Source organism: Rhizobium sp. SAFR-030 (assembly GCF_059415005.1).
This window is the reverse complement of sequence record NZ_JBPFDO010000008.1, coordinates 65,010-89,807: the sequence shown is the minus strand read 5'-3', so window position 1 is coordinate 89,807 and position 24,798 is coordinate 65,010. Positions and strand designations below refer to the sequence as shown.

General features: G+C 57.5%; 33 protein-coding genes, 1 tRNA gene and 2 pseudogenes. 22 read left to right on the top strand and 14 right to left on the bottom strand.

Annotated elements, in window-relative coordinates; translation table 11 throughout:
• Positions 1–145: 145 nt before the first annotated feature.
• A complete protein-coding gene (locus tag ACR65N_RS21290) occupies positions 146–1,165 on the bottom strand; it encodes a ketopantoate reductase family protein (RefSeq protein ID WP_440458645.1) in 1,020 nt (339 codons plus the stop codon).
• A 371-nt stretch (positions 1,166–1,536) separates the two neighbouring features.
• Here ACR65N_RS21290 and ACR65N_RS21285 point away from each other — a divergent pair, with 371 nt between their 5' ends.
• Positions 1,537–1,791: a DUF6894 family protein gene (locus tag ACR65N_RS21285; protein ID WP_430306320.1), complete on the top strand. Its 255-nt coding sequence runs from the start codon at positions 1,537–1,539 to the stop codon at positions 1,789–1,791.
• A gap of 86 nt (positions 1,792–1,877) precedes the next feature.
• Here the strand turns inward: ACR65N_RS21285 and ACR65N_RS21280 are convergent, their stop codons facing one another.
• Positions 1,878–2,111: a hypothetical protein gene (locus tag ACR65N_RS21280; protein WP_430306321.1), complete on the bottom strand. Its 234-nt coding sequence runs from the start codon at positions 2,109–2,111 to the stop codon at positions 1,878–1,880.
• A gap of 428 nt (positions 2,112–2,539) precedes the next feature.
• Entirely contained in the window at positions 2,540–2,713 is a 174-nt protein-coding gene (locus ACR65N_RS21275) for a DUF6894 family protein (RefSeq protein WP_440458644.1), read from the bottom strand.
• Between the two features lie 248 nt (positions 2,714–2,961).
• Here ACR65N_RS21275 and ACR65N_RS21270 point away from each other — a divergent pair, with 248 nt between their 5' ends.
• The 3 genes and pseudogenes from ACR65N_RS21270 to ACR65N_RS21260 all read left to right on the top strand — a co-directional run.
• Positions 2,962–3,174 carry a hypothetical protein gene (locus tag ACR65N_RS21270; protein ID WP_440458643.1) on the top strand — a complete coding sequence of 71 codons (213 nt, stop codon included), beginning with the start codon at positions 2,962–2,964 and terminating at the stop codon, positions 3,172–3,174.
• Entirely contained in the window at positions 3,174–3,512 is a 339-nt protein-coding gene (locus tag ACR65N_RS21265) for a hypothetical protein (protein WP_440458642.1), read from the top strand. The genes ACR65N_RS21270 and ACR65N_RS21265 overlap by 1 nt, the downstream gene beginning before the upstream one ends.
• Positions 3,513–3,672: 160 nt before the next feature.
• Positions 3,673–3,965 (top strand): annotated as a pseudogene (locus ACR65N_RS21260) (SOS response-associated peptidase); the annotation flags it as partial.
• A 39-nt stretch (positions 3,966–4,004) separates the two neighbouring features.
• On the opposite strand, the gene ACR65N_RS21255 reads toward ACR65N_RS21260, so the two are convergent.
• On the bottom strand, positions 4,005–4,970 hold the full coding sequence (locus ACR65N_RS21255; protein WP_440458641.1) for an alpha/beta hydrolase: 966 nt from the start codon (positions 4,968–4,970) through the stop codon (positions 4,005–4,007).
• Between the two features lie 532 nt (positions 4,971–5,502).
• Here ACR65N_RS21255 and ACR65N_RS21250 point away from each other — a divergent pair.
• Positions 5,503–5,949, top strand: a complete 447-nt coding sequence (locus ACR65N_RS21250) for a hypothetical protein (protein ID WP_440458640.1) — start codon at positions 5,503–5,505, stop codon at positions 5,947–5,949.
• A 61-nt stretch (positions 5,950–6,010) separates the two neighbouring features.
• Here ACR65N_RS21250 and ACR65N_RS21245 read toward each other — a convergent pair whose 3' ends face one another.
• Together ACR65N_RS21245 and ACR65N_RS21240 are read right to left on the bottom strand one after the other, a co-directional pair.
• On the bottom strand, positions 6,011–6,400 hold the full coding sequence (locus ACR65N_RS21245; RefSeq protein WP_440458639.1) for a response regulator: 390 nt from the start codon (positions 6,398–6,400) through the stop codon (positions 6,011–6,013).
• Between the two features lie 49 nt (positions 6,401–6,449).
• Positions 6,450–6,713 (bottom strand): DUF982 domain-containing protein, encoded by a 264-nt coding sequence (locus ACR65N_RS21240; RefSeq protein WP_440458638.1) that lies wholly within the window; start codon positions 6,711–6,713, stop codon positions 6,450–6,452.
• A gap of 640 nt (positions 6,714–7,353) precedes the next feature.
• Between ACR65N_RS21240 and ACR65N_RS21235 the strand changes: the two genes are divergently transcribed.
• Complete coding sequence (locus ACR65N_RS21235) at positions 7,354–8,319, top strand: TIGR03885 family FMN-dependent LLM class oxidoreductase (RefSeq protein ID WP_440458659.1); 966 nt, start codon at positions 7,354–7,356, stop codon at positions 8,317–8,319.
• 102 nt (positions 8,320–8,421) lie between these two features.
• On the opposite strand, the gene ACR65N_RS21230 is transcribed toward ACR65N_RS21235, so the two are convergent.
• The gene (locus tag ACR65N_RS21230; protein WP_440458637.1) at positions 8,422–10,800 is read right to left on the bottom strand and encodes a PAS domain S-box protein; all 2,379 of its coding nucleotides are present in this window, start codon (positions 10,798–10,800) and stop codon (positions 8,422–8,424) included.
• Between the two features lie 222 nt (positions 10,801–11,022).
• Here ACR65N_RS21230 and ACR65N_RS21225 point away from each other — a divergent pair, with 222 nt between their 5' ends.
• The 7 genes from ACR65N_RS21225 (at position 11,023) to ACR65N_RS21195 (ending at position 14,747) form a co-directional block, all read left to right on the top strand.
• Positions 11,023–11,343: a hypothetical protein gene (locus ACR65N_RS21225; RefSeq protein WP_440458636.1), complete on the top strand. Its 321-nt coding sequence runs from the start codon at positions 11,023–11,025 to the stop codon at positions 11,341–11,343.
• 141 nt (positions 11,344–11,484) lie between these two features.
• Positions 11,485–12,249, top strand: a complete 765-nt coding sequence (locus tag ACR65N_RS21220; protein WP_440458635.1) for a Crp/Fnr family transcriptional regulator — start codon at positions 11,485–11,487, stop codon at positions 12,247–12,249.
• Between the two features lie 510 nt (positions 12,250–12,759).
• Positions 12,760–12,942: a hypothetical protein gene (locus tag ACR65N_RS21215; protein WP_440458634.1), complete on the top strand. Its 183-nt coding sequence runs from the start codon at positions 12,760–12,762 to the stop codon at positions 12,940–12,942.
• Between the two features lie 342 nt (positions 12,943–13,284).
• Positions 13,285–13,518: a hypothetical protein gene (locus ACR65N_RS21210; protein ID WP_440458633.1), complete on the top strand. Its 234-nt coding sequence runs from the start codon at positions 13,285–13,287 to the stop codon at positions 13,516–13,518.
• A gap of 294 nt (positions 13,519–13,812) precedes the next feature.
• The gene (locus ACR65N_RS21205) at positions 13,813–14,043 is read left to right on the top strand and encodes a hypothetical protein (protein ID WP_440458632.1); all 231 of its coding nucleotides are present in this window, start codon (positions 13,813–13,815) and stop codon (positions 14,041–14,043) included.
• Positions 14,044–14,094: 51 nt separating this feature from the next.
• Positions 14,095–14,165 (top strand) — tRNA-Lys (locus ACR65N_RS21200).
• 405 nt (positions 14,166–14,570) lie between these two features.
• Positions 14,571–14,747, top strand: a complete 177-nt coding sequence (locus ACR65N_RS21195) for a hypothetical protein (RefSeq protein WP_440458631.1) — start codon at positions 14,571–14,573, stop codon at positions 14,745–14,747.
• A 273-nt stretch (positions 14,748–15,020) separates the two neighbouring features.
• On the opposite strand, the gene ACR65N_RS21190 is transcribed toward ACR65N_RS21195, so the two are convergent.
• Both ACR65N_RS21190 and ACR65N_RS21185 read right to left on the bottom strand, forming a co-directional pair.
• Positions 15,021–15,212: a hypothetical protein gene (locus tag ACR65N_RS21190; RefSeq protein ID WP_440458630.1), complete on the bottom strand. Its 192-nt coding sequence runs from the start codon at positions 15,210–15,212 to the stop codon at positions 15,021–15,023.
• A gap of 105 nt (positions 15,213–15,317) precedes the next feature.
• Entirely contained in the window at positions 15,318–15,590 is a 273-nt protein-coding gene (locus tag ACR65N_RS21185) for a DUF6894 family protein (protein WP_440458629.1), read from the bottom strand.
• Between the two features lie 230 nt (positions 15,591–15,820).
• On the opposite strand from ACR65N_RS21185, the gene ACR65N_RS21180 reads away from it, so the two are divergent.
• Together ACR65N_RS21180 and ACR65N_RS21175 are read left to right on the top strand one after the other, a co-directional pair.
• On the top strand, positions 15,821–15,997 hold the full coding sequence (locus ACR65N_RS21180; RefSeq protein WP_440458658.1) for a pyocin activator PrtN family protein: 177 nt from the start codon (positions 15,821–15,823) through the stop codon (positions 15,995–15,997).
• Between the two features lie 93 nt (positions 15,998–16,090).
• A complete protein-coding gene (locus tag ACR65N_RS21175; protein WP_440458628.1) occupies positions 16,091–16,480 on the top strand; it encodes a PAS domain-containing protein in 390 nt (129 codons plus the stop codon).
• Between the two features lie 63 nt (positions 16,481–16,543).
• Here ACR65N_RS21175 and ACR65N_RS21170 read toward each other — a convergent pair whose 3' ends face one another.
• From ACR65N_RS21170 to ACR65N_RS21160, 3 genes and pseudogenes are all read right to left on the bottom strand, one after another.
• Entirely contained in the window at positions 16,544–16,834 is a 291-nt protein-coding gene (locus ACR65N_RS21170; protein WP_440458627.1) for an ArsR/SmtB family transcription factor, read from the bottom strand.
• 564 nt (positions 16,835–17,398) lie between these two features.
• A pseudogene (locus tag ACR65N_RS21165) lies at positions 17,399–17,764 on the bottom strand (response regulator); the annotation flags it as partial.
• Between the two features lie 137 nt (positions 17,765–17,901).
• On the bottom strand, positions 17,902–18,285 hold the full coding sequence (locus ACR65N_RS21160) for a response regulator (protein ID WP_440458626.1): 384 nt from the start codon (positions 18,283–18,285) through the stop codon (positions 17,902–17,904).
• Between the two features lie 173 nt (positions 18,286–18,458).
• On the opposite strand from ACR65N_RS21160, the gene ACR65N_RS21155 reads away from it, so the two are divergent.
• The 4 genes from ACR65N_RS21155 (at position 18,459) to ACR65N_RS21140 (ending at position 20,190) form a co-directional block, all read left to right on the top strand.
• A complete protein-coding gene (locus ACR65N_RS21155) occupies positions 18,459–18,716 on the top strand; it encodes a hypothetical protein (RefSeq protein WP_440458625.1) in 258 nt (85 codons plus the stop codon).
• 87 nt (positions 18,717–18,803) lie between these two features.
• On the top strand, positions 18,804–19,295 hold the full coding sequence (locus ACR65N_RS21150) for a sigma-70 family RNA polymerase sigma factor (protein ID WP_440458624.1): 492 nt from the start codon (positions 18,804–18,806) through the stop codon (positions 19,293–19,295).
• Between the two features lie 290 nt (positions 19,296–19,585).
• Positions 19,586–19,834, top strand: coding sequence for a hypothetical protein (locus tag ACR65N_RS21145; RefSeq protein WP_440458623.1), 249 nt, complete (start codon positions 19,586–19,588; stop codon positions 19,832–19,834).
• A gap of 95 nt (positions 19,835–19,929) precedes the next feature.
• Positions 19,930–20,190 carry a hypothetical protein gene (locus ACR65N_RS21140; RefSeq protein ID WP_440458622.1) on the top strand — a complete coding sequence of 87 codons (261 nt, stop codon included), beginning with the start codon at positions 19,930–19,932 and terminating at the stop codon, positions 20,188–20,190.
• 63 nt (positions 20,191–20,253) lie between these two features.
• On the opposite strand, the gene ACR65N_RS21135 is transcribed toward ACR65N_RS21140, so the two are convergent.
• Together ACR65N_RS21135 and ACR65N_RS21130 are read right to left on the bottom strand one after the other, a co-directional pair.
• Positions 20,254–20,607, bottom strand: a complete 354-nt coding sequence (locus tag ACR65N_RS21135) for a hypothetical protein (protein ID WP_440458621.1) — start codon at positions 20,605–20,607, stop codon at positions 20,254–20,256.
• A 142-nt stretch (positions 20,608–20,749) separates the two neighbouring features.
• Positions 20,750–20,974, bottom strand: a complete 225-nt coding sequence (locus ACR65N_RS21130; protein ID WP_440458620.1) for a DUF982 domain-containing protein — start codon at positions 20,972–20,974, stop codon at positions 20,750–20,752.
• 405 nt (positions 20,975–21,379) lie between these two features.
• Here ACR65N_RS21130 and ACR65N_RS21125 point away from each other — a divergent pair, with 405 nt between their 5' ends.
• The 3 genes from ACR65N_RS21125 (at position 21,380) to ACR65N_RS21115 (ending at position 24,567) form a co-directional block, all read left to right on the top strand.
• The gene (locus tag ACR65N_RS21125; protein WP_440458619.1) at positions 21,380–22,246 is read left to right on the top strand and encodes a methyltransferase domain-containing protein; all 867 of its coding nucleotides are present in this window, start codon (positions 21,380–21,382) and stop codon (positions 22,244–22,246) included.
• Between the two features lie 211 nt (positions 22,247–22,457).
• Positions 22,458–23,132, top strand: a complete 675-nt coding sequence (locus ACR65N_RS21120; RefSeq protein WP_440458618.1) for a GMC oxidoreductase — start codon at positions 22,458–22,460, stop codon at positions 23,130–23,132.
• Positions 23,125–24,567 (top strand): c-type cytochrome, encoded by a 1,443-nt coding sequence (locus ACR65N_RS21115; RefSeq protein ID WP_440458657.1) that lies wholly within the window; start codon positions 23,125–23,127, stop codon positions 24,565–24,567. The genes ACR65N_RS21120 and ACR65N_RS21115 overlap by 8 nt, the downstream gene beginning before the upstream one ends.
• Positions 24,568–24,798 lie beyond the last annotated feature (231 nt).

Here is a 24,798-nt window from a genome sequence, read left to right as displayed (position 1 = left end):
GAATCGTCGGTAATCAACCTGCGAAACCAGAGAACTACACAATGCTGCGCGTCAGGAATTGCTGACGAACATGCGGGTTAAATGTGACTGCTGTAGAGGGAGCTTTCGAGGCGGGCCCTGCCATTCTCGGCCGGAAGGGATGGTTTTAAACGGCCGCTCTCATAGCTGCGTCGCTCTTGTACCTGGCGATAGCGGTGATTGTGCGGGTCAACGGCATGTCCAGTCCTCGAATGTCACCTAACTCTATTACTGCGTCGCAGATTGCTCCGAGTTCAAGGGGGTGCCCACTTTCGTAGTCCTGGAGCATCGACGTCTTGACCTCGCCCATTCCGGCAGCGAACTTCATCAGTGACTCAGGATCAAGTTCGAGGCGCGCGCCATAGCTGGCCGCTACAAGGAGCGCTTCGTTCAGGAGCTGCTTCACGACCCTGGACAAAGGTTCGAGCCCGCACAGGTCTCTCAGGTGAGTTTCGGCGACTACAGAAAGTGGATTGGACATCAGATTCGCAATTACTTTGGTCCAGAGCGGATCACGGATCCGTTCGCTGACGCGGGTCTCGATCCCGCATGCGTTCAAAAGGGCTCCAAGCTCGTGGCTACGGGGTTTATCCTGGTTATCAATTTCTCCCAGCACTAGCTTCACACCATTCATGGCCACCGCTTCCGATCGTGATATCCTGGCGGCGGTAAACATTGTGACGCAGCCAATAACGCAGGCGGAGGGCAGTAGCGCCTTCAGCTCGCGACCAGGATCCACAGCATGGATGTCGTGTGGCCGATGGCTAGCACCGGCGCCTTCGAAGTACCACCAGGGGATACCATTCACCACGGGAACGATGAGCGTTCCTTCGTGTAGAAGCGGCTGAATGTCCTTTGCCAGTTGGGGTAGATCCTGCGCTTTGGGGCACAGAAACACCACATCTTGGATCCCCAGCCCTTCAGCTGACGCCACGGGCACTTCCAGTGCGCGATGACCGTCTCGATCCGTTAATGCGATGCCCTTTTCACGAATGTCAGCTAAAGTTCGACCACGAGCCAAGATGCTTACGTTGGGGTACTGGGCTGCAAGCTTTGTGGCGAGCGTTATGCCTATAGCGCCTGCTCCAGCCACACATAGACGCAGCTGGTGCTGCTGCTCGGCAATGTTGTCTTCGACATCTTTCATTTTGGCACTCCGACGTTGCTGCGAGCGCTTATGGCTGGGCGTCGCCAACCTTCTATTGCAGGCGACCGCCGGATGGTTTCAACCTTAATGGGTAGAGCTTCGCTTGGGCTCCAGTGACTGTAACATGGGAAGTCGCTACAGCGCGCGACGCGGCGGCCACCGAGCTACTCCTACCAACTGGCTCCACCGTGGCATGCACCGGTTGGGAGCAGTGATCTGCTGCGGCGCCTCGGAGCGCACTCCAAATCTTCACACTCGATTGCCGTCGTCAAAACGGCGTCTTTGGCTGCCACAAAGAGTTGTGTCGCCCTTTGATCCCGGCGCTGGCGACTGAGAGAGTGACTGGCTCTTGCCCGATGTGGAGCACGAGCGTGGCCCTCTATTTCTTCAATATCTACAATGGCGAACAGATCCGCGACGAGATCGGAACCGAATGTGCCGACGCAGCTGCAGTGCGGCTTGAAGCGGCAGAAACCATGAGGCACACCTTCAAGTGGCGCAAGCTTGAAGAGGAAAACGCGGTCGCCATGACGATCAATGTCGTGGATGCAGACGGCAAGACGGTCATGATCGTGACCTGTGCGGCGACACTTGAGCCCGTCATCGGCTCTTCACTTGCAGCCTGACCTCGCGGACCTCACCTGGGGTGGCGGAGCTCCGGAAGCTGCTACTCGATCAGCGCGTCAATGAACCCTTACTGAGCACTGGCTGTTCACGAACGCGGCGTCAGCAGGCGAGCCTCGCCCTGAGCAAGGCGATGCATAAGGGAGAACAGCGCCTGGCTCAAATCACCGTTGCCGAGAGCGTCAGGATCGCCGAAAGCAGAAGCCAGGGTACGATCAACGAGCTGTCGCTGTGTTTTTTCGATGTGGCTGTACCGGCCGGCTCGCACCATGAGGAATTCGCGCAGTTGCCAAGGTTCTCTCAGGTCGATTGGCGGATACATGTCGGCCACTCCGGATTGAAACAAGTCGTGCCGCGGGAAGATTGAACCGTAAGCAGGGATTATAGCCGTGGAACTAAAAGTAGTTGGAAGTACGGGATTGCGGGCTAACGCCGCCGACTAATTATGCCTATGCTACGACAGTCTGAACCGATCGGATTGCCGGGTCGGCAAACAAGCTCTGTATCCTGTACCGCGACAGCCTCACCTCGTACGAATGACATGCGTCGTTGCGCAGCGACAGCGAAGGGACGCACGACTATTCGGAAGAGAGCGGCTCAGGCGCATCATCTTCATCGTAAAGCGGGAAGTTGCGCTCGATCATGCCCCAGAGCGGACTTGCTGGGCAGCTTTTCGCGCCAGAGCGGTGCGGCTTAAGAGGACCTCAGGAAGCAACTGTCTCAGCACCTGGATGATCACTGGTGGCGACACTACAGCCGGATGACAGAGTGAAACGGCACGCTAGTAATCAGACCGCGGCCGTGTACCCAGATCTCGAAACGCCGTCCGTCGATCAGAACGTTGTTGAGAACGGCCTCTGCGACCATCTCTCGCGCGGCCCCGACAGCCTCGTCCAGAGCCGCCTCGTCGGAATCCAAAAGCACCCCCTCCGGATCCTATTCGAAGACGTCGCCCTGGCGAAGATGGAAAAAGTACCTTTGCATCGCACCAAAACGATAGCTGCGGGAAGAGGTTCCTCTTCAGCAGACTGGTGGATTGTGACCCACAGTCGCAACCGGCCGGCTTGACTCCCATCAACCCATGGAACATATAGGGAACATCTGCCGCATGATCAGCGGCCATTTCCGACTTGATGACGAACCAAGCGTGCTTTCCGCGCGAAGGAGAACGTGTGTCTGCTGAACCGATCGCTGTTGAGCACGAGCAAGCAAGTCTCGCTGAGGAGATCGAGGCCGCCCTCGCCTATCATGGCGGCGACGCGCGTGCTGCTGTCGCGACGCTGCTCGATGACTGCCGGCATCTGCGGCTGCAGCTGGCATTGGCGGAGGGTGCCATGAGCCGCGGTATGACGCGCGGGTGGCGGCCGAGCTTCGAGCGCTCCTGATGCCTGCGGGCTACTATGCGGGGAGGTCTCACCCGTACCGCGACAACAAGATCCCTCGCCTGTCGAAGGCTCATGAGATTGGACAGTTCGTGCGGGTGAACTGTTCAATCTGCAGGATCACCCGTCACTATCAACCATCCGACATCCAGCAGCTGTGTGGCGACCTGAACGTCTTCCAGCTGCGCGGCCAGTTCCGCTGCGACCGCTGCAACGATCGAGACAGCGTGTCGATCGCCTTCGTCAGTCTGCTCGCAACGGAAATGCCGGGCCTCGTCGTGCGGCACCTAGAGCGCATCGAGATGCGCCGGGTTCCCATCTGGCGGGATGTGACGCTATGATCTGTATTCAGGAGATGGACCTTAGGGTTGGAGGACCCGACATGACGAGCAATTTGCTGTCGAACGCGATGTTATTCCTTGCAGTCCTTGCCGCAACCGTCTCTTCCGGCTTGCACGCCGCCGTCAGCTTCGGCTGGCTCTAACCGCGGAGCGATATAGCATGTGCAACCTCTACAACGTCTCGACGAACCAGGACGCCATCAGGGCGCTGACCAAGGCGCTGGACCGCCTCGGCAATATGCCCCCGGCCCTTGATGTCTACCCCGACTATCCCGCGCCGATCGTCCGCAACAATGGAGGCGAGCGCGAGCTGGCAATGGTGCGCTGGGCATGCCATCGTCGAAACGGGCATTGTTCGATGCAGCTTCCAAACGCGCTGACAAGCTGCGTGCCAAGGGTAAGTCTGCGGACTTCGATGAGCTCCTGAGGCTGGAGCCGGACGGCGGGACGTCGCAGGATTGAAGTTTCGCTGAGAGGCGATGGCTGATGTCGTCAGCAAGGCAAACCGATTTGCTCCGTGATCCACCTACGAATGTAGGCATTTGTCGTGGCCGCCACGGCTGTCGGCAAGCGGTTGAACCCGTGCGGTGCCTGGGGAACGACGACCAGCCTCGCATTGCCGTTGTGACCAAGCCAACTGCGATACATCTCCAGACTGTCATCTAGAATGGGATCGAGTTCGCCGGCGACTATCAGAGCTGGCGGCATATCATGCAGCGATGCGAACCGCGGGCCGTCCCGCTCCTCGTTTTCGAGGTCTGGGCGTAGTCTCTCAAGGTTGAGATATGCCGATGGCCCGCTGACGATCAAAGAGGAGGCGCCAGCGTGTCTCAAGCTGGGGGAGCCTTTCAGGTTGAAAGCGCCGCAGGTGGATACGAACGCCGATACTCTCTTCAATCCTCGCGACCGCCTCAACCGCAGCAGCGCTTGCGCTGCCAAATGCGCACCTGATGACTCGCCTCCCACGACGACGCTTTGAACATTGAAGGCGGAGAGGTTTTCAAGGACCCACTCAAGAGCGGCTTCGCAATCATTCAGTGAGTCACTGAGACGATCATCGGTAGCATTATGAAAATCTACCCCCACGACCAGAAGACCGCATTCCTTGGCAATCATCGAGGTCAGTCCATCGTCGAGACGAGCATTCCCTATAACCCATGCCCCGCCATGAAAATGTATGTATGCCCCCCTTGGTGCTCCGTCCGGCCGCAGTATGCGCAACCCGACGGTGCGCCCATTGGCAGTGATCGTTGCCTCTGCAACCGGCCGGTCATGGAACCAGCGCGACGGAACCGCCCCCTGCCCCAACTTGATCAGCAGGTTGATGAGTTTTGCGTTCCAGCGGCGGTGCGTGTGGTACCGCGGAAGCAATCGCATCACTTTATTCAGGCGCCGGGCATCTACGACATGCCTTGGCTCAAACAGAGGCTCACAGTTCGTCAGGTCTGTGGTGTGCATCCGGCCATCATTCGATTGCTCTGGCATCATCGGGCCCATGGTGAGGACGTTTGGAGAAACTGAGCTTCGAGCTGGAAGTTTCCGTCATCTGGGTCTGGTCGGACGCGCCGGAACGCGGTCACGCGAATGCGACTGTTACCGGCTTGTGGTGGCAGAGTGGCCGTCTGAGAGCGTACAGATTTGACAAGCGATAAAAGGCGGAGCCACATCTAGCGGCCGATCGTCTCCCGATTTTCTGCCAATCGTTGTTGAGCGCTCTGCCGGCCTCAAGAGCCAGAGTTACAGCTACTAAGTCGACGGAGGTTTTCCGCAGCGCATGGAAGAAGGTATCTGGCTCGGCATGTACCGAGCGTGCGGCCGATAAAATTCGTCATCGCATGCACAGGAGCGCACATTCTCCATGGCACAAGCTGATCCAGTCCTGCGAAACTTCTGGGATGAAAATTTGTAAGGATGCCTGTCATGTGGACGCTTCACCTTTTGATGGGGAGTCGCGTCTAGGAACAGCAACAGTTGCCGACAGGATCATCACATGAACTGCAGAGACGCCGACATGCAAGCTTCGGAAGGCGGCACGACGCGACGCATCAACGATCTCCTTGCAGAAGTGGAAGCCGCCAAACAGCGAAGTGATGAGCTTGCGGGCCTGCTTGAGGCAAAACATGATGGTGTTGAGGGAAAGATCTCGGCCTTGAACCAGCGAATGATGCTCGACACCCGTCTGCTCCTGGTGGTCGTCGAAGCACTGATCAGAAATCAGATGCTGGATGGAATAGCGGTTGCTGCTGCCTTCTCGGAAGGCGTGAAGCGCCTCCGATCTATCTTCGATGATGCGGCACGGGTTCACGCAAAACATCTTGCTGAGCAGGTTCGCGCAATGCATTCCAGCGGGGCCTCTGCCTCCGATCAGACAGGGACAGGTCCCGTTCTCGTCGTGGATAATCTAACTCCACACTCGGAGGGGCGAAACGATTGTTAGCTCCCGGACCGGTCGGAGTAGGTCCTGGATCGTGATGCGCCCTCATAGAAGCGATGACCCGTCACGGTTGAAGTGGCTCGTCGTCAACGCAGCCGCGCAGCAACCGGATCAACTCGCTCTCATCGCAGGGCTTCATCAAACAAGGCGCTGCAGCGAGATCATGTGGCATGACGCGAAGGTCATAACCAGTCACGAAGACGAATGGTATCCCCTGCTCAGATAGCGTGGCCGCCACCGGATAGACCATTTCGCCATCCAGGTTTACGTCAAGGATGGCAGCGTCGAAGCCGAATGTCGAGGCTTCGACGACTTCAAGTGCACGTTCGACGTCGGACACCGGTCCGAAAACTGTTGCGCCATCCTTTTCCAACGCCTTCAGAAGACTGGAGGCAACGAGGTACTCATCTTCAACGACAAGAAGGCGACAACCGATCAGCGTCGGCACGGACATCTGAATCTCCTGTGGTGACAATGACAATGGGCTTGAGACCGCCCCGCTTCTAGTTGAGAATCTGTGCCTCAATGGATGCGCGAATGAAAGCTTCCCTCGCTAGGTCACTCGCCAAGCGCTTCTTCATGACCGCCGTGCAGCTTGCCTTGGCACCCAGATAATGCCGTCCTCGCTTCATTGGCCAGTTGCAGCTGAGGCGCTCCAACGCTTGCTTGGGGCTAGTAATCGCCTCGGGTGGTTCCTCCCCATGACGCACCCAGACCGGTGCAAGCCAGCGATCTTCATGAGCATTTCCTGGGGTGCCATTCTTCATATGCACTGTCTCCAAACTGTGTGAGACAACTGCGGGTCCGATCAGCCGGTTCCGGGTTTGTACGCATCCGAACCAAGAGAAGCGTGAAACAACCTTCGTAATTGAACTCTGTCGCTCATCGAATTTACGCCCGTTTGTCAAGCCGCACGTCGCAGGGTTTGCAAGTCCCTGATGAAAGTAAGGCTTCGGCCATCCAGGGGGGTCTCCTTGCAGATTGAGCGAAGCCGGTTTGCCATTGCCGCTCCCGAAGGCACGTACCCGCGAGGAACTCTCGAAGGCTGAACTTGTTAGTGTCCTCTGCAAAAGAGACCACGATATGGAAAGGGGATCTGCGGGACCAGCTTTCACTGCACACAGAGAAGCACCGGCTGCATCCGCTCTCGGTGCCTATGCCCGTCGGCTTTTGAAGGTGGAGAGCTGTCCTACCGGCACAGGGTGGGTTCGCACCCTAAGGAGCAAGACCAGCGGTGTAGATGATCAGGAGCATTTTCGACCTGACTGTCACCGCGGCAGACAATGGGAGTCTTAGTGGCCCGAGCGGAACCAGAGCTAGTCTGCGGCTCGTGGTGGAGCATCGATTTTGAACACATGATGCGTGGATGTGCAAAGTGCTGACGGTCTGGGAAATGAGGGAAAGATGATGTTGATCGGGTATCACGCGTCTCACGAGCAATTTGCTGCGAGCGATCTCCTTACCTTTGTACAGGCTGCCGAGGCTTCTGGCTTCCAGTCAATCATGACGTCCGATCATGTGGCGCCTTGGAGCAGACGACAGGGAAACTCGGGGAACAACTGGGCATGGCTAGGGGCCGCCATGGCGAAGACCTCGGTGACCTTCGGCAGCCTGGCGATCCCTGGAGGCTGGCGATACCATCCGGTTGTTCTCGCCCACCTAATCGCGACTCTCGCTGAAATGTTCCCCGGGCGGCTGCGCTGGATTGCAGTCGGAAGCGGTGAAGCGCTGAACGAACATGTCGTTGGTGGGCTTTGGCCAGAAAAGGATGAGCGCAACATACGCCTCAAGGAAGGAACTGACGTCATGAGGTGTCTTCTACGTGGCGAGGAGGTAACAAGAACAGCTTCGCACTTCGAGGTCGATCAAGCCAAGCTCTGGACCCTTCCACAAGAGCCGCCTGCCTTGTTCGGCGCTGCGCTGACCGACGAGACAGCGAAATGGCTTGGCTCTTGGGCAGACGGCCTGATCACCGTGCGTAAGTCGGTTGACGACCTTCGTCGGATAGTTCAACTATTTCGCTCGGGCGGCGGGCATGGCAAGCCGCTTGCTCTGCAGCTTCAGGTAGCTTGGGCAGAAAATAAGGAAAATGCGCGAGCGGCCGCTTGGGATCAATGGCGCAATGCCGCTGCTCCGCCGGCCTGTCTTGCTGATCTTCGCCGGCCTGAAGATTTCGACTACGCTACTCGCGACGTCGACCTCGAAGATATTGACAACGTCATTCCGTTGATCACAGACGGGGACGAGTTGGTTGAGATCATCTCCGACGTGGCTTCCTGCGACTTCGGCGAAGTGTTCATTCACAACGTCTCGCGCGATCAGCTGGGCTTCCTCGCCTTCATGAAGCGCCAGGTGCTGCCATACCTGCGCTGAGACAAGACCTGCCCAACCCTTCGGGGACAGCTACGTCGTGGCCAGCGAGCCTCTTCCTGAACGCTGCCTTTAACGGGCGAGTTTCGATGGCACGCCCACCATTCAATCCTGAATCATCAGCACGATCCGTTGAGAGAGTGCCATCATGTCGAATGGCTTCGTGATAATCTGCATGCCGGGCTCGAGGTCGCCCCCGCCCAGCACCGAGTTCTCGGCATATCCGGTAACGAACAGGATTTTGAGGCCGGGCCGAAGCTGGCGCGCCGCATCTGCAACCTGCCTTCCGTTCATTCCGTTCGGTAGGCCGACATCAGTTACCAACAGGTCGATGTCGACCCCGGAGCGCAGGATGTCCATGGCTTGGAGACCGTCCCCCGCCTCCAACGGCGTGTGACCGAGGTCTTCAACCGCGTCAAGTACTAGCATGCGTACCAGTGGTTCATCGTCGACGACCAGAACAGTCTTGCCTTGAATGCCTGGGCGCATGGTATCCCGACTCGCCTGAGGCTCCAGCCTTTCCTGCTCGTCGTGGCGAGGCAGATAGATGGAAATCGTGGTGCCGTAGCCAGGCCGAGAAGCAATCTTTATCTGGCCGCCCGACTGGCGAACAAAGCCGTAGATCATCGACAGCCCCAATCCGGTTCCCATTCCGATGGGCTTGGTGGTGAAGAAAGGATCAAATGCCTTGTCGATCACACCCTTCGCCATGCCGGTGCCCGTATCGGTAACGGACATCAGGACGTATTCGCCGGGAGGTACATCAAGCTTGAAGGCTTCTTTGTCGTCGAAGGTATGATTGCCTACCTCAACGGCGATCTCTCCGCCACTGGGCATAGCGTCGCGAGAGTTGATGCAGAGATTCAGAAGCGCGTTCTCGAGTTGGTTGGGGTCAACCAGGATAGGCCAAGTGTCATCGCCGGCGTTGATCTTAATCGCGATGTGGGGCCCGACTGTTCGCTGAACCAGGTCCTGCATATCTGTGACCAAGCGTGAAATGTCGGTTGGCTGGGGAGCTAGTGTCTGCCGGCGAGAAAACGCGAGAAGCCTGTGCGTCAAGGCCGCCGCCCTTTTGGTAGCTCCCTGCGCTCCCGCCATGTACCGGTCTATTTCGCTGATGCGTCCATCGTTTATGCGATTCTGCATCATCTCAAGGCTGCCCGAGATACCAGCCAAGATATTGTTGAAGTCGTGCGCCAATCCGCCTGTAAGCTGACCGACGGCCTCCATCTTCTGGCTCTGGCGCAGAGCTTCCTGCGCCTGCTCAAGTGCATCAGCCTGTATCTTTTCGGCCGTGACGTTGCGGCCGGTTGCGTAAATCACTTCTCCTACGGAGGCTGCCACCCAGGAGATCCACCGGATGGAACCATCCTTGTGACGATACCTGTTGCTCAAATGAGGTTGTTCACCTTTAGCGGCAAGCGTAGATGCGTCAACGGTCTTGGCATGATCGTCCTTTACGACGAACTCGTTCACGTGGTGACCGATGAGTTCGTCTGCTGAATAACCTAGCATTGCGTGCCAGGCGGGGTTGACCTTCAGGAAGAACCCTTGCCGGTCGCTTACGAGCAACAAATCTGGAGACGCGTCCCAAAGGCGCCCAAGTTCCAACGTGCGTTCCTGAACCTGCTCCTCAAGCGTGTCGTTGAGTTTGTGCAGATCCTCTTCATTTCGCTTACGCTCCGTGACGTCGTTGAAGAAGATGGCGATTTGCCTCTCCGCAGGTTCGCCCACACGCATTGCCCGGACGTCGAACCATCGCTGGAATGCCTCGGCGTAACTTTCGAAAGTAGCTGGCTCCCCCGTCTTGGCGACGTGACCGTAGGTATCAAACCAGAACTGCTCAAGATTGGGAGCGTACTCGCTGACCCATCTGCCCCGGAGGTTAACGCCAGCTTGCCGCTCGAACGCCTGGTTTGCCTCGATAAACCGGTAGTCAACGGGCTGGTCGTCAAAATCGAATTTGACCTCGACGATCGCGAACGCAGTCTCGACACCCTCAAGGAGCGCCCTGAACCGCTCCTCCGTGATCCGCAGCCGCTCCCCAGCTTCCCTCTGACCCGTTCGATCGCGCAAGATCTTGACGAAGCCTTGATGGCTTCCGTCATCACCTCGCAGCGGCATCATCTCACCTGATGCCCAAAATTTTGACCCGTCCTTGCGCAGGTGCCAACGCTCATCCGGCGCACTGCCATCGCGAAGAGCGATCGCCATCTCCGCTTCGATCCGACCGACCGCTCGATCCTGTGGTGTGAAGAACCGTTCCGCAGTTGAACCAATCATTTCCTCAGCCGACCAGCCGATGGTGTACTCTGCACCGCGATTCCAGTCGCTAATCACCCCAGCCGGGTCTGTCACAATGATAGCGAAGTCAACAGCGCTATCGAAGATCGCGTCCCGTCCCCGGGCCCTTTCTCCTTCACGCACCTGCTGACGCAGACGCGTGACTTCAACTTCCAATTCATCTCGAGATATGGCTTCCAATACAATCACCACACAAAAAATTACGGCACAGCATTACTACATATCGGCGCAGAATCTACCCCGCCGCCCCTGTTCTAACCATCGCCGACTGCTGCAGGAATAACCTTATCTGGTGCCGGCCAACTGCGGCGATCCTGTGGGGATCTTTCAGCCTGCTCCGTTCGGGCGCCATTGCCTACGAGGCCTCGACTCATGCACTGTCGAAGCCTTTTGCAAATCAAGTTGGCCGCCACCGCCGGTGACACCGGAGGGCTGCTCGAGAGCGTGCAAACCTTCAAGACGACGATGCCGGCGGCCGGCGGCGATGAGACCTTGGTTTGCGATGTCTCACGCGAATATCAGGACGTCTGCAGAAACAGCAAAGCCTGCAATGCTTTGTCGGGGGCGATAGAGTGGCAAATCGAGCCCCTTCCGATCCGCCGCGCCGATGCTGAATCTCTACATCATTCGCGCCGGCAAGAAGCTGCCAAAATCGCGCCTGGCAGCCGTCGATCGAGCCAAGGACGAATTCCGCAAGGATTTGGCAAGCAGCTAGAACGCTGATAAGCCTTATCGAGGCGCGAGCGGCGCATCACTGAAACTCGGAACTGCCTGGGGGATAGTACATTTGGGCGTCGTGCAGCGACCGTCGAACCGGATCATGTGGCGATGCTATGCAGACGATGCAGCGTCAAAGAGGACAGCATGGACAGCCCGCTGATCACCAAGCTAGAGCAATTCACGGCTTTCAGCAAGGAGGACCGAAATCTCTTGAACAAGATCACGTCAGAGCGACTGAAAGAGTATGGACCGCGCGAGGATATTATATCTGAAGGTCAGCACTCACCGGACATTCACGTTGTTATCAGTGGCTTGGCCTGTCGCTATAAGTACTTGAAGGATGGGTCTCGCCAGATCATGGCTTTCCTCGTTCCCGGCGACCCCTGCGATTCTGAAATCTTCATCCTCAACGAGATGGATCACAGTATTGGGACGTTGGCGCCAAGTGTGGTGGCCTCCATTTCGGGCAAGACAATGAAGGACCTGCTGCTGAACCGACCAAGTCTTGCTTTGGCCTTCTGGTGGAACACGTTGCAGGATGAGGGCGTGCTGCGCGAGCGCATCATCGACGAGGGCCGCCGTGATGCGTATTCACGCATCGCGTTTCTGATCTACGAGGTTTTTGTGCGCATGCGGGCCTTCGGGGTGATCGAAGACGAGGTCTTCGATTTCCCGGTGACGCAGGTCGATCTCGCCGACGCGACTGGGCTGACCCCGGTGCATGTCAGCCGCATGCTCGGCCGGCTTCGCCGGGAGAAGCTGATCGCCATCGATGGCAAGACCTGGACCGTTTGCAATCCGCTTGGTTTGAGAAAAGCGGCGCAGTTTGAAGGAAATTACCTGCACCTCGACCGGGCGAAGGACGAGCCCGAGAGCGAACCGGGCAGGCGTCTGAAGGGTCTTGTCTGATGAACACTCTCGAACCGGACGCTCCTTTCTTCTTCTGATTCACCGTTCCGGATCAATCCAACAGTGATCGCCGACGGCATGAGCTGGAGGGAAGCTTGCTACACGTTACTGGTTCGATCCCAGTCCGCGAACGTTAGCTTCAGCATTCGCCCTCTCGATGACGTCGAAGACGGCCGGCGCAACCAAGGCGTTTCTTGACCATCTATGTCCTCACGTCCCGATATGGGTGTCCTTCGCCGCGACCGAAGAGGCGGAATGCACGGCCGATGACTCCTGTTTTCCCTCGGGGCAACCCGCATCAGTTCGAGCGTCTGAACGGAGAAATTCGTATCTGGATGATCGACTGGTCGAGGAATATGGGTACTGATTGTGCCTCACAACCTATCCTGCGGCGACATTCGGTGATGCAATCCATGTTATGGCAGTGAAATGTCACATCCTGTTTAGCTGGCTTTCGAATTCGAATTCGAACGCGAGGCGGACAAGGTGCCCTCTACATTGGAAAGCGGCATGGAGATGGCGTCCCGGCACGTGGTGAGTGCCGACATGATCTGCAGCCGTCAAATCGAATTGATCCAGTGGATGACCGCCCGGGGCATGGATACAGCCGCCGCCGAGAACCTCCTACGGCTGTTCTTCCACATCTTCGCCCTGCATCACGCACGGCTGAAAGCCCTGACCCGTCGTATTTGATATGCCATTGAGCTTCGGAGCCTACGCGATCGGTCAATCCGAACTTGCGGTAGACCTGATAGGCCGATGATGATCGAGATGCACTTAGCCAAGATTTGCAGTTGCGATAGCTTGTCGTCTTATCACAATCCCGATCGTTCGTATTCGCGCTCAGGAACTCCATGACAGCCGGCGGGATGTCTTCCGGCTTTCATCTGCTGACTGCGCCTATAATACCGGGGGTCCCTTTGATGACGTGGTCGCCCTCGAGAGGGTGGATCTGGTGCGGGAAGGTCTCACCCGTACCGCGACAACAAGATCCCTCGCCTGTCGAAGGCTCATGAGATTGGACAGTTCGTGCGGGTGAACTTTCCAATCTGCAGGATCACCCGTCACTATCAACCTTCCGACATCCAGCAGCTGTGTGGCGACCTCAACGTATTCCAGCTGCGTGGCCAGTTCCGCTGCGACCGCTGCAACGATCGAGACAGCGTGTCGATCGCCTTCGTCGGTCTGCTCGCAACGGAAATGCCGGGCCTCGTCGTGGGGCACCTCGAGCGCATCGAGATGCGCCGGTTCCCATCTGGCGAGATGTGACGCTATGATGTATCCCGGAGATGGGCTGTCGGGGATGGACGTCGCCCAGCTTCCAAACGTGCTGACAAGCTGCGTGCCAAGGGTAAGTCTGTGGACTTCGATGAGCTCCTGAGGATGGAGCCGAGCCAGCACTGGCGGCCATGGCTTGGCGTCGGCAACCGTTGCCTGGTGCCGCTGACACGCTTTGCCGAGCCAGATCCATTGAGCAAGGTTGACGGGGGCCGGACACCAATGCCTGGTTCGCTGGTGGACGTGACGAGCCGCTGATGTTCTTTGCCGCCTGTGGGTACCCCAGTGGCAGGGCGTGCGGAAGATGAAGGAAGGCTGGATCACCTCCGACCACTTTGCCTTCCTGACCACCGAGCCAACGGCATCGTCGGCCCTATCCATCCCAAGGCGATGCCGGTCATCCTGCGAACGGAAGACGAGATCGAGATATGGATGCGCGCACCAAGGGACGAGGCAAAGGCCTTGCAGCGTCCCCTGCCCGAAAATCAGTTGATGCTGCTGGCATCGGTCGAATGAACATGCCGCTCGCGCTTGGGCTGAAATAGGGTGTCAACAGCTGGCTCGACCGTGTGATCAGCATGGTAGAGCAGCTGGCTCTTAATCAGTGGGTGTAGGTTTGAGCCCTACATCACCCACCAAACAACCAGCTGGAAGCGCTGCATAAACCTCAGGCCCCTTGGGCGCTATGGGTATTTGCGTTCCCAGGAATCGGAAGCGGTTTCCAATTTGCGTTCTGTTCCTGTTCCGAACCGCCATCATCAAGTGCTTCCCAGCCTGCACCTGGTGAAAGTCGTTCTGGGGCTTTTGGAGCGGCTTGATAGGGCAGGCCTCTCACGGCATCTAACCATCAGCTCGAGAGCGGCGGGCGCAATCAACTTGACCGATGCGGCTGGTCCAGCGAGGTAACACGGATGGACGAACCAAAACCAAAATATTAGTGGCGCCAGACTTGGGCCGACGAGGCCGATCACTTCACTGGATATGACGGCGAGCGCAAGATCGCGCACATGCACGCCCACCATATGGTAGGCTGGATGTGGTTCATGATCTTCGAGCTGCCGTGGCGCATCAAGGCAGTCATCCAGCTGCTGACGGGCTACACTGATACGGTGCGACAGGCGGCATGCGCTGCCGAGGCGCACGATGAAGCTGTGCTGGCCCGTGCGTGGCCAAGATGGTGCAGACGTGAATGGGAGTTGGAGCCGCCGATGAGCATCTGACCATCACGGTAATCGAGCGCCTGACGTACCAATCATTTAGAGAGCGACCCGCGCCGCCGACGAATGTCAACGAGAACGGAGAGGGATCAGACGATGAAACGGCGGCGAAAAATTTGCCTAGCTGACCCTCACCGTGGCTCGGCAAACCAGAACATTCAGCCACCCCAATAGAACATGGCCGAGGAACAAGCAGGCATTGCTGTTTTAGTTCAGGCATGTCCCGGTAGAACCGAGTGGGAACAGGAGCAGAACCCGTCATCGCATACTGAAACGTCAGCCGCTTTGGCGCGACCGTAGCGCTTGGCTCTCGCTGACGATCGCCCGGAGGCGCTCTCGCTCAGTTCTGAGCTCACTGACCATCGTGCGTGTGAAGGTCGTCTGTTCCTTCAGCTGGCGTCGGAAAAAACGAGCGTCCTCAATTGCTTCTAGGAGCTGCCGGTGAAGGCAGTCCAGTTCCTTGTTCATGCGCATCATCCGTATTTGGCGGACGACGAACAGGCGTCAGCGAGAATAGTTGCAACGCAGCACGGAAAAACGGCAAACGCTAAAGCCTGGATGAACCAGCCGCTTTTAGACTGCTTTCCAGATCAAAGCATCACTTGGCTGGAACACCTGAATGAGCACATCTTCGGTGAATATCTCCGCCAGCGTGGTGCCCGACCCGTCGCAGATCCGGACGCTAGCCAGGCGGAAGGACCTTCCCTCGATAAGAGCCAGCGCGCCAAGATCGCGGACGGTCAGCTCAGCCTCCGCTTCTGCCGCCTTGAGGTTCTCGTACTCGGCACCTTCCTGGTCAATCATCAGCTCGTCAAGGTAATTGAGGTTATGGAAGTACCTCGGCAACTTCCCAGCTCCTTTACGATTTCCGACAGGCGAACTTGTGCCCAGGGTGAGAGTTCCTCGGCAGCCTCGCCACCTATCAAACGAGGGAGGCGTTAGCTATCTCTCCCTGTTTCACTTTTCTACTACCGGCGAGGGACAACGCTGATGAACACGGCCTTCCTGCTCCTCGCTCTATATGATGGACAAGCCGTCATCCCGCTGAAGGACGTCTGCCGTGACTATTTTCTCATATCACCGTAGAGATCTTCCTCAGGAAGGTCGCTAGAGGCGATATCAAGATCCCCGTTATGCGGATGGAGGACAGCCAGAAGCCGGCGAAAGGCGTGCACTTGCAGGACATGGCCTCTTTCCTCGACGCCCGACGCGCTGCAGCTGTTCAAGAGCTTAAGCAGATGACGCGCTCCTGATCCGTTGGACGGCATGCTACGTAATGCTAATCTTGCTTTCATAAGTGATATCTTTTGCGCAGGAGATACGAAGTGCGGCCAACGGATGAAGCTGTGTTTGTGGCTCAGGTAGCCGGAGAGGCGCCGCCTGAAGTGGGCTTCTTCACCTGGGACGTTCCAGATAACATAGTCTACGCCGATGCAGCGCTCGCCTCGCTCTTCGGACTGGACGCCCATGATGCATCGACCGGCTTAGCTGTCGAAGCCTACCTTGATCGTGTGCATCCAGAAGATCGGTCACGGCTCGCAAAGACAATTCGAGACAGCATCATAGCAAACCGACCCCAGCAGGAAACCTACCGTGTCCTCAACAGCGCGAGCGAGTACGTCGTTGTAACGGGGTTCGGCCGAGGCTTCCGCGACGGGAATGGTAACACGGTCCGCTATGCAGGCGTCGTAGTCGCTGCCGGCGAAGAACCTCGCCGGAGCGCGATGCGCCACTAGGGCGTGGCAATTCCCTCTGCTCGTACTTCTGCTCTTGCCCGAGCATTAGCACCCAAAGCTGGACTAATCGGCTTCGCCGTAGATCTCGTCGAGCGTTTTCAGGACAGCCAGCACCCTAGGGTCTCGGGTTGAGTAGAAGATGGTCTGAGCGTCGCGCCGCGTTGCTACAAGGTCGGAAGCCCTTAGCTTAGCAAGATGCTGGGAAAGTGCGGACTGACTAAGGTCGACCCGGAAAGCGAGATCTCCGACTCCCAACTCTTGCTCGGAAATGATCTTCAAGATGTGTAGGCGCTTCTCGTTCGCCAGAGCCGAAAGAAGCCTCGTCTGGCGCGCCAGCGACTTATTGGTTTTCACGTCACGATTTCCCAGAGAACTTGCGAGCCAAAGTAGAAGCTGCTCATACACCATTCTCATGGTTAACGAAAGCGCTGCAGCGGCCGACACCGCACATATACCCGTCTTCAGGACTCTCATGTCAGTTAATACGCATCGAGTACGCGTAAGCATCAGACGCGGCGACAGAACCGATGTCTTGTAACAGAAATCACAGCCTCAACCGAAATGGGTCAAGCAGTCTTAACTCGGCAGCGCTTCTCATGTTGATCTGGCACGTCCTGATCCTCATTGATTTGACGGAGCTCGCTTCGAGATAGGTCCGGGTATTTCACCGGACTCCAAATGACATCACGCGCTCGCCCTTGATAAGGAAGAGGCCGAGAGTTCAAATCTCTCTAACAGCACCACTACTTCCCCTTATTTCTGGGTTTTTGGATGCCCGGGGCTCATCGGAGGCTCCACCTCAGAACCGCATCAACACACAGAACAAAGCGTGAAGCAGCTTGCACTTCCGGCAGAATCCGTGCAGCACGTTCTGAGTTTGATCCGTAAGTAGACGACCCTTCCAGTCTAAAAGGCATCTCACTCCAAAGAGTGGTCCAGCACCCTTGCAGCCGTCATCAAACGCGCGACGTGTCGCAGAAGCCGATTGGTGTCCGTGGGTTTTCCGAGGTTGGGGCTGCCTGCCAGGACATCGTCCTCAGCTATCTCCCCGTCTTCGCAGACGCTGGTGAGGAGAAAGGGCACACGGAGCTCTTTCAGTCGCGCGGCTACAGGAGTGACTAGATCGCGTTGACGCCCGAGGAAGATGTCAAGCACCGCTACATCCGGTCGCTGCTTGCGAAGGATGTCCAGGGCTTCGTTGCCTGAAGGGACCGGTCCTAAAACCCGATAGCCCGCCTCTTGGAGCGCAAGCTCAACGTCCAGTGCGATCATTGGCTCGTCCTCAACGACGAGAACGACGCCGAGCTGCGCATTGTTATCATGAGCTTCGAAGCCTCGCTCTGCCGGAGTGGCTGATTTTCGCCCCTAGACTACACGGACCCCAGTTCGCCCGCAATGTCACTCATACATCGCCCCAGGGGTCAAACCGCGCTACAAAGCCCGTGAATGATCTTCACAAGCTGCCCCATGTCCGTTGGCTTGCCCAGATTGTGCGCTTGAGCCAGAGCTTCGTTGCCTGCGATCAACGAGTAATCGGTGGCGCTCGCCATCACAAATGGCACCGCACGTTCTTTGAGGAGAATTGCAGCCGGTGTCACCGGCTCATCGTGCAGCATGTAATCGAGAACAGCGACGTCGGGGCGCTCCTGATGGATCAGTTCAAGCGCATCCCCGAGCGACGGTACGGGGCCGAGCACTATGAACCCTGCTTCCTCCAGGACCGCCCGGATATCCATAGCGAGCAGCGGCTCATCTTCAACGACAAGCACTCGGCAGCCTGAGGCTCCACGCATCGAATTCTGCATTAGCTTCCCGTGCTACATTAGCGTTTCATGATCGTCTCATATAGTGCGCTGTGATCAGCTTCAACGTGCGGTGCTTGACGAACATGTCCCTTCCGATCATCTAGCCACCGCTCGATGCGGCGGGCTGACGACCAACAAACCGATGCGGCCGGTTTCCATAACTGGACACCAGGATGGACAAGAAGCAGAACACGCTCGCCGAGTTTCAGCTCCCCACCATGAAAATGATCTGCACGCGCTGCGAACGACGTGGTCGCTACGATGTTGAACGGCTGAAGCAACGGTTCGGCGCCGAAGCTCCAATTCACCAAGTCATCGATGCTATCGCCGACTGCCCTAGGAAGAAGCTTGGTCGATGCGGTGCCGGCTGCGACGATCTGGTGTGGATGTTTCAGCCCGCACCCTTTGGGCGGCATTGGCCCCAGGAATGACATCGCCCGAATCCTCTGAGTGAGGATTGAGCGAGGAACAAACGCCTCTACCTCATGTTCATACGGCATCTGGTGAGAGAGGACATCATGACGGATATCCCTGCAAATGATCGCGTGCGCGCACAGATGATAGAACTCATTCCGGCGCTGAGATCATTCGCGCGTCGGTTCGAGCGTAATCCTGCCAACGTCGAGGATCTCGTACAGGAGACGCTTCTGCGCGCCTTGGCAAATCTCGACAAGTTCAAAGAGGGCACCAGCCTGAAGTCGTGGATGTTCACGATCCTGCGCAACACCTTCTGCACCAAGTTCGGCCGAGCGAAACGCGAGGTGGTCGGGCTTGACGAATGCGTCTCCGCCAGATCAGCAATAAGCGCGCCGCAGGAGTGGGGTATAGCCGCACAGGAGTTTCATAGAGCGGTGCTCAGCCTTCCCAGGCAGTACAGGGAGGCTTTTGATATGATCCTGCTGCAGGGTCAGTCGTATGAAGCAGCGGCTAAAAGTTTCGGATGCCCCGTCGGCACGGTGAAGAGCAGGGTCAACCGAGCGCGCGCTCAACTGTCCGAACAACTCAATTGACCGGCGGACGTCGGTCTCCGCACTTCTAAGCCTTTAGCCGCTCCGAAAGAACATCCTCCATCGCGGATGTGTACGACAGCAGACTGAGGGAGAACTTTCTGTCGATATCACTGTTCGAGAAGCAGACGCCCCCTCCCCGGAGACGTCTACTCCTACATCTCCTTAGGTACATCTCCTTAGGCTCGCTTCGGCGAGCCTTTTTTCTTCCGCCTTCTGGCGAAGTTTCAACCGTTTGCTGATCCAAACCGGTCAAGCACACGTATAAGCTTATTCCTTAGCAGGAGCGGCCGATGGATGAGCGCATGAATGCTGACGATTTCAATAAGTTCGTCGAGAAGGTCGCAGCTGCGGCAATAGCCAATCAGGCGATTCTGAAGTGTTCCTTGCGCGGAATACCTGTCAGCGTTGATGCTGTCATACCCTTCGTGGGGGACTTCTTGCAGCCGGACAATCCGCGCTTCCACCATCTTGCGCTTCTTGTTCAGCGGACCTTGGAGGAGATGCTGGATCAGCCTTCATCTCACCAAACGGCGAACTAAGCCCTGTTCCGCCCGCTGTGGTTGGAGAATTTTGCTATCCTCAACAAAGACGGAATCGGGGAGATGATCTCCGGCTAACCATGAGGAGGATAGCTATGACGAAGGACGGGCCTGCTGATTTGTCGGCAAGGATGGGGGACGCATGCGGCGCATCCAAAGGCCAATTGTGGCCCGACATCTTGAGCAAGGTGGTGATCGATCTGTGCGCAAAGCAGGAGGTCATTACGAACACCGAGGTTGTTGCCGAGCTGCGCAAGATCGCGGAGGACGAACGAGCTGACCGACTGGTGCGTGACGGTGCTGGCGAGGCTTTGAAGCGGCTGATGGGAAAGCCAGCAGCTGTGAGATCAGATTGAGAAATGCGATCCTCCTCGCCTTGTCCGGCAAGCACGACGTCCTTGTACTCCGGTTTGCTGGCCTCAGAACCACAGGGCCCGCGGTATCGCTTGGTCCTTCTTCGTCTCAGCCAGCAGCGCCTTAGGCTGTAGAGATCCGATCGCCTGCCGCGTGGAAACAGGGTTCGGGCGCGCGCTACCCTGCTCCAACAGTCCGCGAAGATCATTGAAATCGCGCCAAATGGCTCCGAGAACCGCGGCACTCGCGATCGGTAGGTGTATCACTCGATCGACCTTGGTCAGCAAGGCCGACCCCATGCGCCGCAAGTTTGGGGAGGCGCTTCGATCTTCGCACACCGCGGTCGCGATGACGTGGATCTGCCTTACCGATTTCACTTCCCCCGCAGCCTTGAGGTAGGCAGAAATGCTCTGTCCCATGCTTCGCTCCGTCCCAACCCGGGTGGTAACGCAGAACCCGCCAAACCGCATGCCGGAAACCGCCCCCGTAGTTAACAACGCTTTGACCACAGCTGGCTCGCTCGCAGAACCAGTCGTGATCATGACTGCTGCCGCAACACTTTCAGTGCCGGCTGAGAGCCGCTAGCTGAACGGCCGACCTGGCTTCATCCGCTGGAAGTCGACCCTCGTACACTGCGCGGCAAGTCTGCCAGGCATGCCGCCACTTGTCGTTCTTCTGGTCGCGCTCGTGCGAAAGCCAGTTGATCGCCTCCTCAGCCGACGTCAGCGTGATACGGATTCCGTTTTCTTGGATAACAATAGGCTGCTTCCAACGGTTCACCAGCATGTTCAACATCCTAAAGTGTTCGCCGATGCCATTTCAATGAAGATGCCGTAGCCATAGTTCCGCGCTTGCTGGAGATGCGGCACACCAGTGGCAGTCGCTTCAGGTTTCCCACTCACTGTTCCGAAAAGCAGACCCTCGCACGCCGGATGCTGGCAAGCACCGCTATCAGTTGGCAAATCCCATAGGGAAACCCCGGCTCTGAGGTGTGCGGTAAAGCTGAATTCGGTCCCCCAAAGCGCTGTCGCGCTAAGACAATGCGGGTACCTGTTTTTTGAGGATGAGTAGGTTTCTCATCACATCACCGTCTTGCAACTGCAACAGTTTTCCGGTGGCCGCCTTCATGGAAGCCTGCTCTTAGTCCGCTTCCAAACGATCACCTAGCTAAGGCTGAGAGAGGTATACGATATGTCTGAGACCTTCATCCCCCGGATCCAGGAGTTCGCCAAATCGGCAAGAATGCTGGCGCTTGTCGGTGCGTCTTTCAAACTGCGCTCCGACGCTTCAGTCGATCCGGTCATCCGTGAGCAGATTGATCTTGGTGCAAGGATGGCGCTAGGGGAAGTCTTAGATGCAGCCGATGAGGAGCAGGTTTCCCTTGCCTTGACTATGGTCGAAATGGCGTTGAGCGAGGCTGGTGAGCTCTTTCGCAATCCGGATCGGGGATCCAACTGGAAGATAATGGATCCTGCTGCGATGCAAGCTATGGGTCGCGCTTCCAAAAGCGCCTTCACCCGCATCCAGTCCATTGCCGAGATGCACCCAAGAATGCGTGAAGCGCTTAAGGGTACCTTTCTAGACGTCGGCACCGGGGTTGCCGGAATTGCGCTCGAAGCGGCGCGGACTTGCCCTGATATGAAAATCGATGCGATCGACATCTGGGAACCGGCGCTGGAACTCGCTCGAAAAAACGTGGCTGAAAGCCCATACGCGGACCGCATTACCGTGCGCAACCTTGATGTTTGCGCACTTGATCAACACAGGCGGTACTCGCTGGCCTGGCTGCCGACCATGTTCCTCAAGCGCCCGATCCTTGAGACCGCACTCGATCGCATCGCTCGTGCTTCGCTCAGTAATGCCTATCTCGTGGCGGGCGTCTACACCCGCCCGGAAGACCCGTTTCTGGCACTGATGGCCAATCTGAGGACGCTGCGTAGCGGAGGCGAGGTAAGCGATCCAGTCGACATCAGGGCGATGATGGAAGCCCGAGGATATGTCGATGTCGAGATGAGCGCGACACCGGTTGCGACTTTTGTGTTCGGAAGGCTCCCCTGAGGCTGCGGGGCCTCCACCTTCGCTTCGGCGAGATCAGCCTAGGCTCACCGCCGTCCATTGGTATGACAACAACAGACAATCTCACAAGGCGACTGGAAGGGCCTTCGTCTTGGCATGTAACAGTTTGGAGACGCCCCGCCTGCTGCTGCTGGCAGCCAACCCCCGCAACCCTCGTGGCATAGCCAACTCTTCGGACCAAGTGGGGAGAAACATGATGGATCACTCGGGGTTCCACTGCACGTTTCTCGCGGACAGGCCAATGTGGATCGGCCGAGGCCCTGCTCAAAGCAGTTGTCTGGTGGGCCCACGCGACGGAGAGTTTCGTTCGCAATATTCCGCCAACAAGATGATCCTCAACAACATCTCACGGGTGGGGCCGGCGACGCAGCAAGCTCTGAAGAAGGGACTGGTCGGACGGGCTTTGGATGACGAAATACGACGGCGAGCGACCTTTGGCGTAGACCTTTCCATCAGCCTCGAACCGCTTCCGAACCCCAGCAACCGGTTGACGTTGAGCGAAAGTCGGCGAGACCCGCTGGGACTTGCTTGTCCCGAAATTTATTATGATGTGGGTCAATATGTTACGCGAGGGGCCGAAGCGGCGCATCGGCAGTTGGAGCATATAGGGTCACTCTTCAATGCCACTGAGTTTGCCATCACCACGGCGCTGAACGCAAACAATCACATTATGGGCGGGACGATCATGGGCTCTGATCCGAGGGATTCGGTGGTTGATGGTAACTGCCGCGCCCACGACCACCCCAATCTGTGGTTGCCAGGCGGAGGACCAATGGCCTCAGCAAGCGTCGTTAACAGTACGCTCACGATGGCGGCCCTTGGCATCAAGGCCGCCGATGCGATCGAAGTGGCGCTTGGCCATGCATGATGCTTTTTCTTACATCTTCACGGCAGCTTCAGTCGTGCTTATCACGTTCGGCTTGCATGTGTCGCGAGGGGAAGCGTATGCGCAAGGTGACAAGGCGGCCGTGATCGAGAAAGGTCGACAAGTCGCAGTGGCAGCCGACTGTTCTGCCTGCCACACGAGCGGCATTGACGGACAGCCCTATGCCGGTGGCTACAGCATCATGTCTCCGATCGGCGCGATCTTCTCGACCAACATCACGCCATCAAAGACGGCGGGTATCGGAGATTACTCCGAGCAGCAGTTTGCGCGGGCGGTGCGGGAGGGCGTGAGATCAGATGGCGCTCATCTCTATCCTGCCATGCCTTATACGGCCTATGTGGGCATGACGGACGAAGACCTCCATGCCCTTTACATGTACTTTATGGAGGAGGTGAAACCGGTGGATGACGTCGGCCGCCGAACTGCGCTGCCCTTCCCGTTCAATATTCGCCTGTCCATGATGTTCTGGAACCTTCTGTTCCTCGACAAGAATAGGTTCAAGCCTGATCCGGCGCAAAGCCGGGAGTGGAACCGCGGAAAGTACTTGGCAGATGTGCTTGCCCATTGCGGAACCTGCCACACACCGCGGAATGCGCTGATGGCGGAAGACAGCCGCAGGACCTACGGCGGAGCGTCCCTTGGTAACTGGTTTGCGCCAAACATCACCTCAGATCCCGTCAGTGGGATTGGCGCATGGAGTGATGATGAGCTTGTGCAGTATCTCGCCACGGGTCGTGTGCATGGGAAGGCGCAAGCGGGGGGCGGCATGGCCGAGGCCGTGACCATGAGCCTTCAATACCTTCCAGCGGACGATCTCAAGGCAATCGTCACTTATCTGAGGTCTGTCCCCCCTCAAGAGGATGAAGCACAGGAAAAGCCAGGCTTTGAATTCGGTGCACCTGCACCATTCGAAGAACATCTACGAGGGGCGAGCCCCAGCGATAGCCCCTCGCATCCCCAGAGTGGAGAGGCGCTCTACAGCGCTTACTGCGCGAGTTGTCATCAAGTGAATGGGGCAGGCACACCGGACCAACGGTATCCATCATTGTTCCACAACACTGCGACCGGCCGCAACAATCCAGACAACTTGGTCACAGCAATCTTGGTGGGCGTCCAGCGTGAGATCGGCGGCAAGCAGGTATTCATGCCACGGTTTGACGAAGAATCGTATGTGCAGTCGCTTTCGGATGAGCAGGTCGCTACGATCAGCAATTACGTCCTACAGCAGTTCGGAAATCCTGCGATCGCTGTGTCAGCAGAACGCGTGGCCCAGCTTCGTGCAGGCGGGACCCCATCGCCACTAGTGGCACTTGCACGTTTCTCGGTACCCGCTTGCGTCGTAGTCGGACTGCTTGCGCTAGTCGCCATTGGTATTTGGCAAATTAGACGAAGACAGAGGCTAAGGTCCGCCGCATGATTCAAGGCTGTACCGTCTTGTACGGATACGGACCTGCGTCATCTGACCCTCGAAGGGCCTCGTTCATCTGTCCTATCAAAGCCAAGGTTCCGAGTGAGAGTAGTGCTGCTGCGCGACAAAGGCATGAGCACTTCGGCGATACAGTCGAAAAGTTGGCGTTGTCGATGTTGATGCCGTGTTTCCGTCGCCCGGCTGAGTTGCGGAGGATTTAGTGGCGCCCGCGGTAGATCC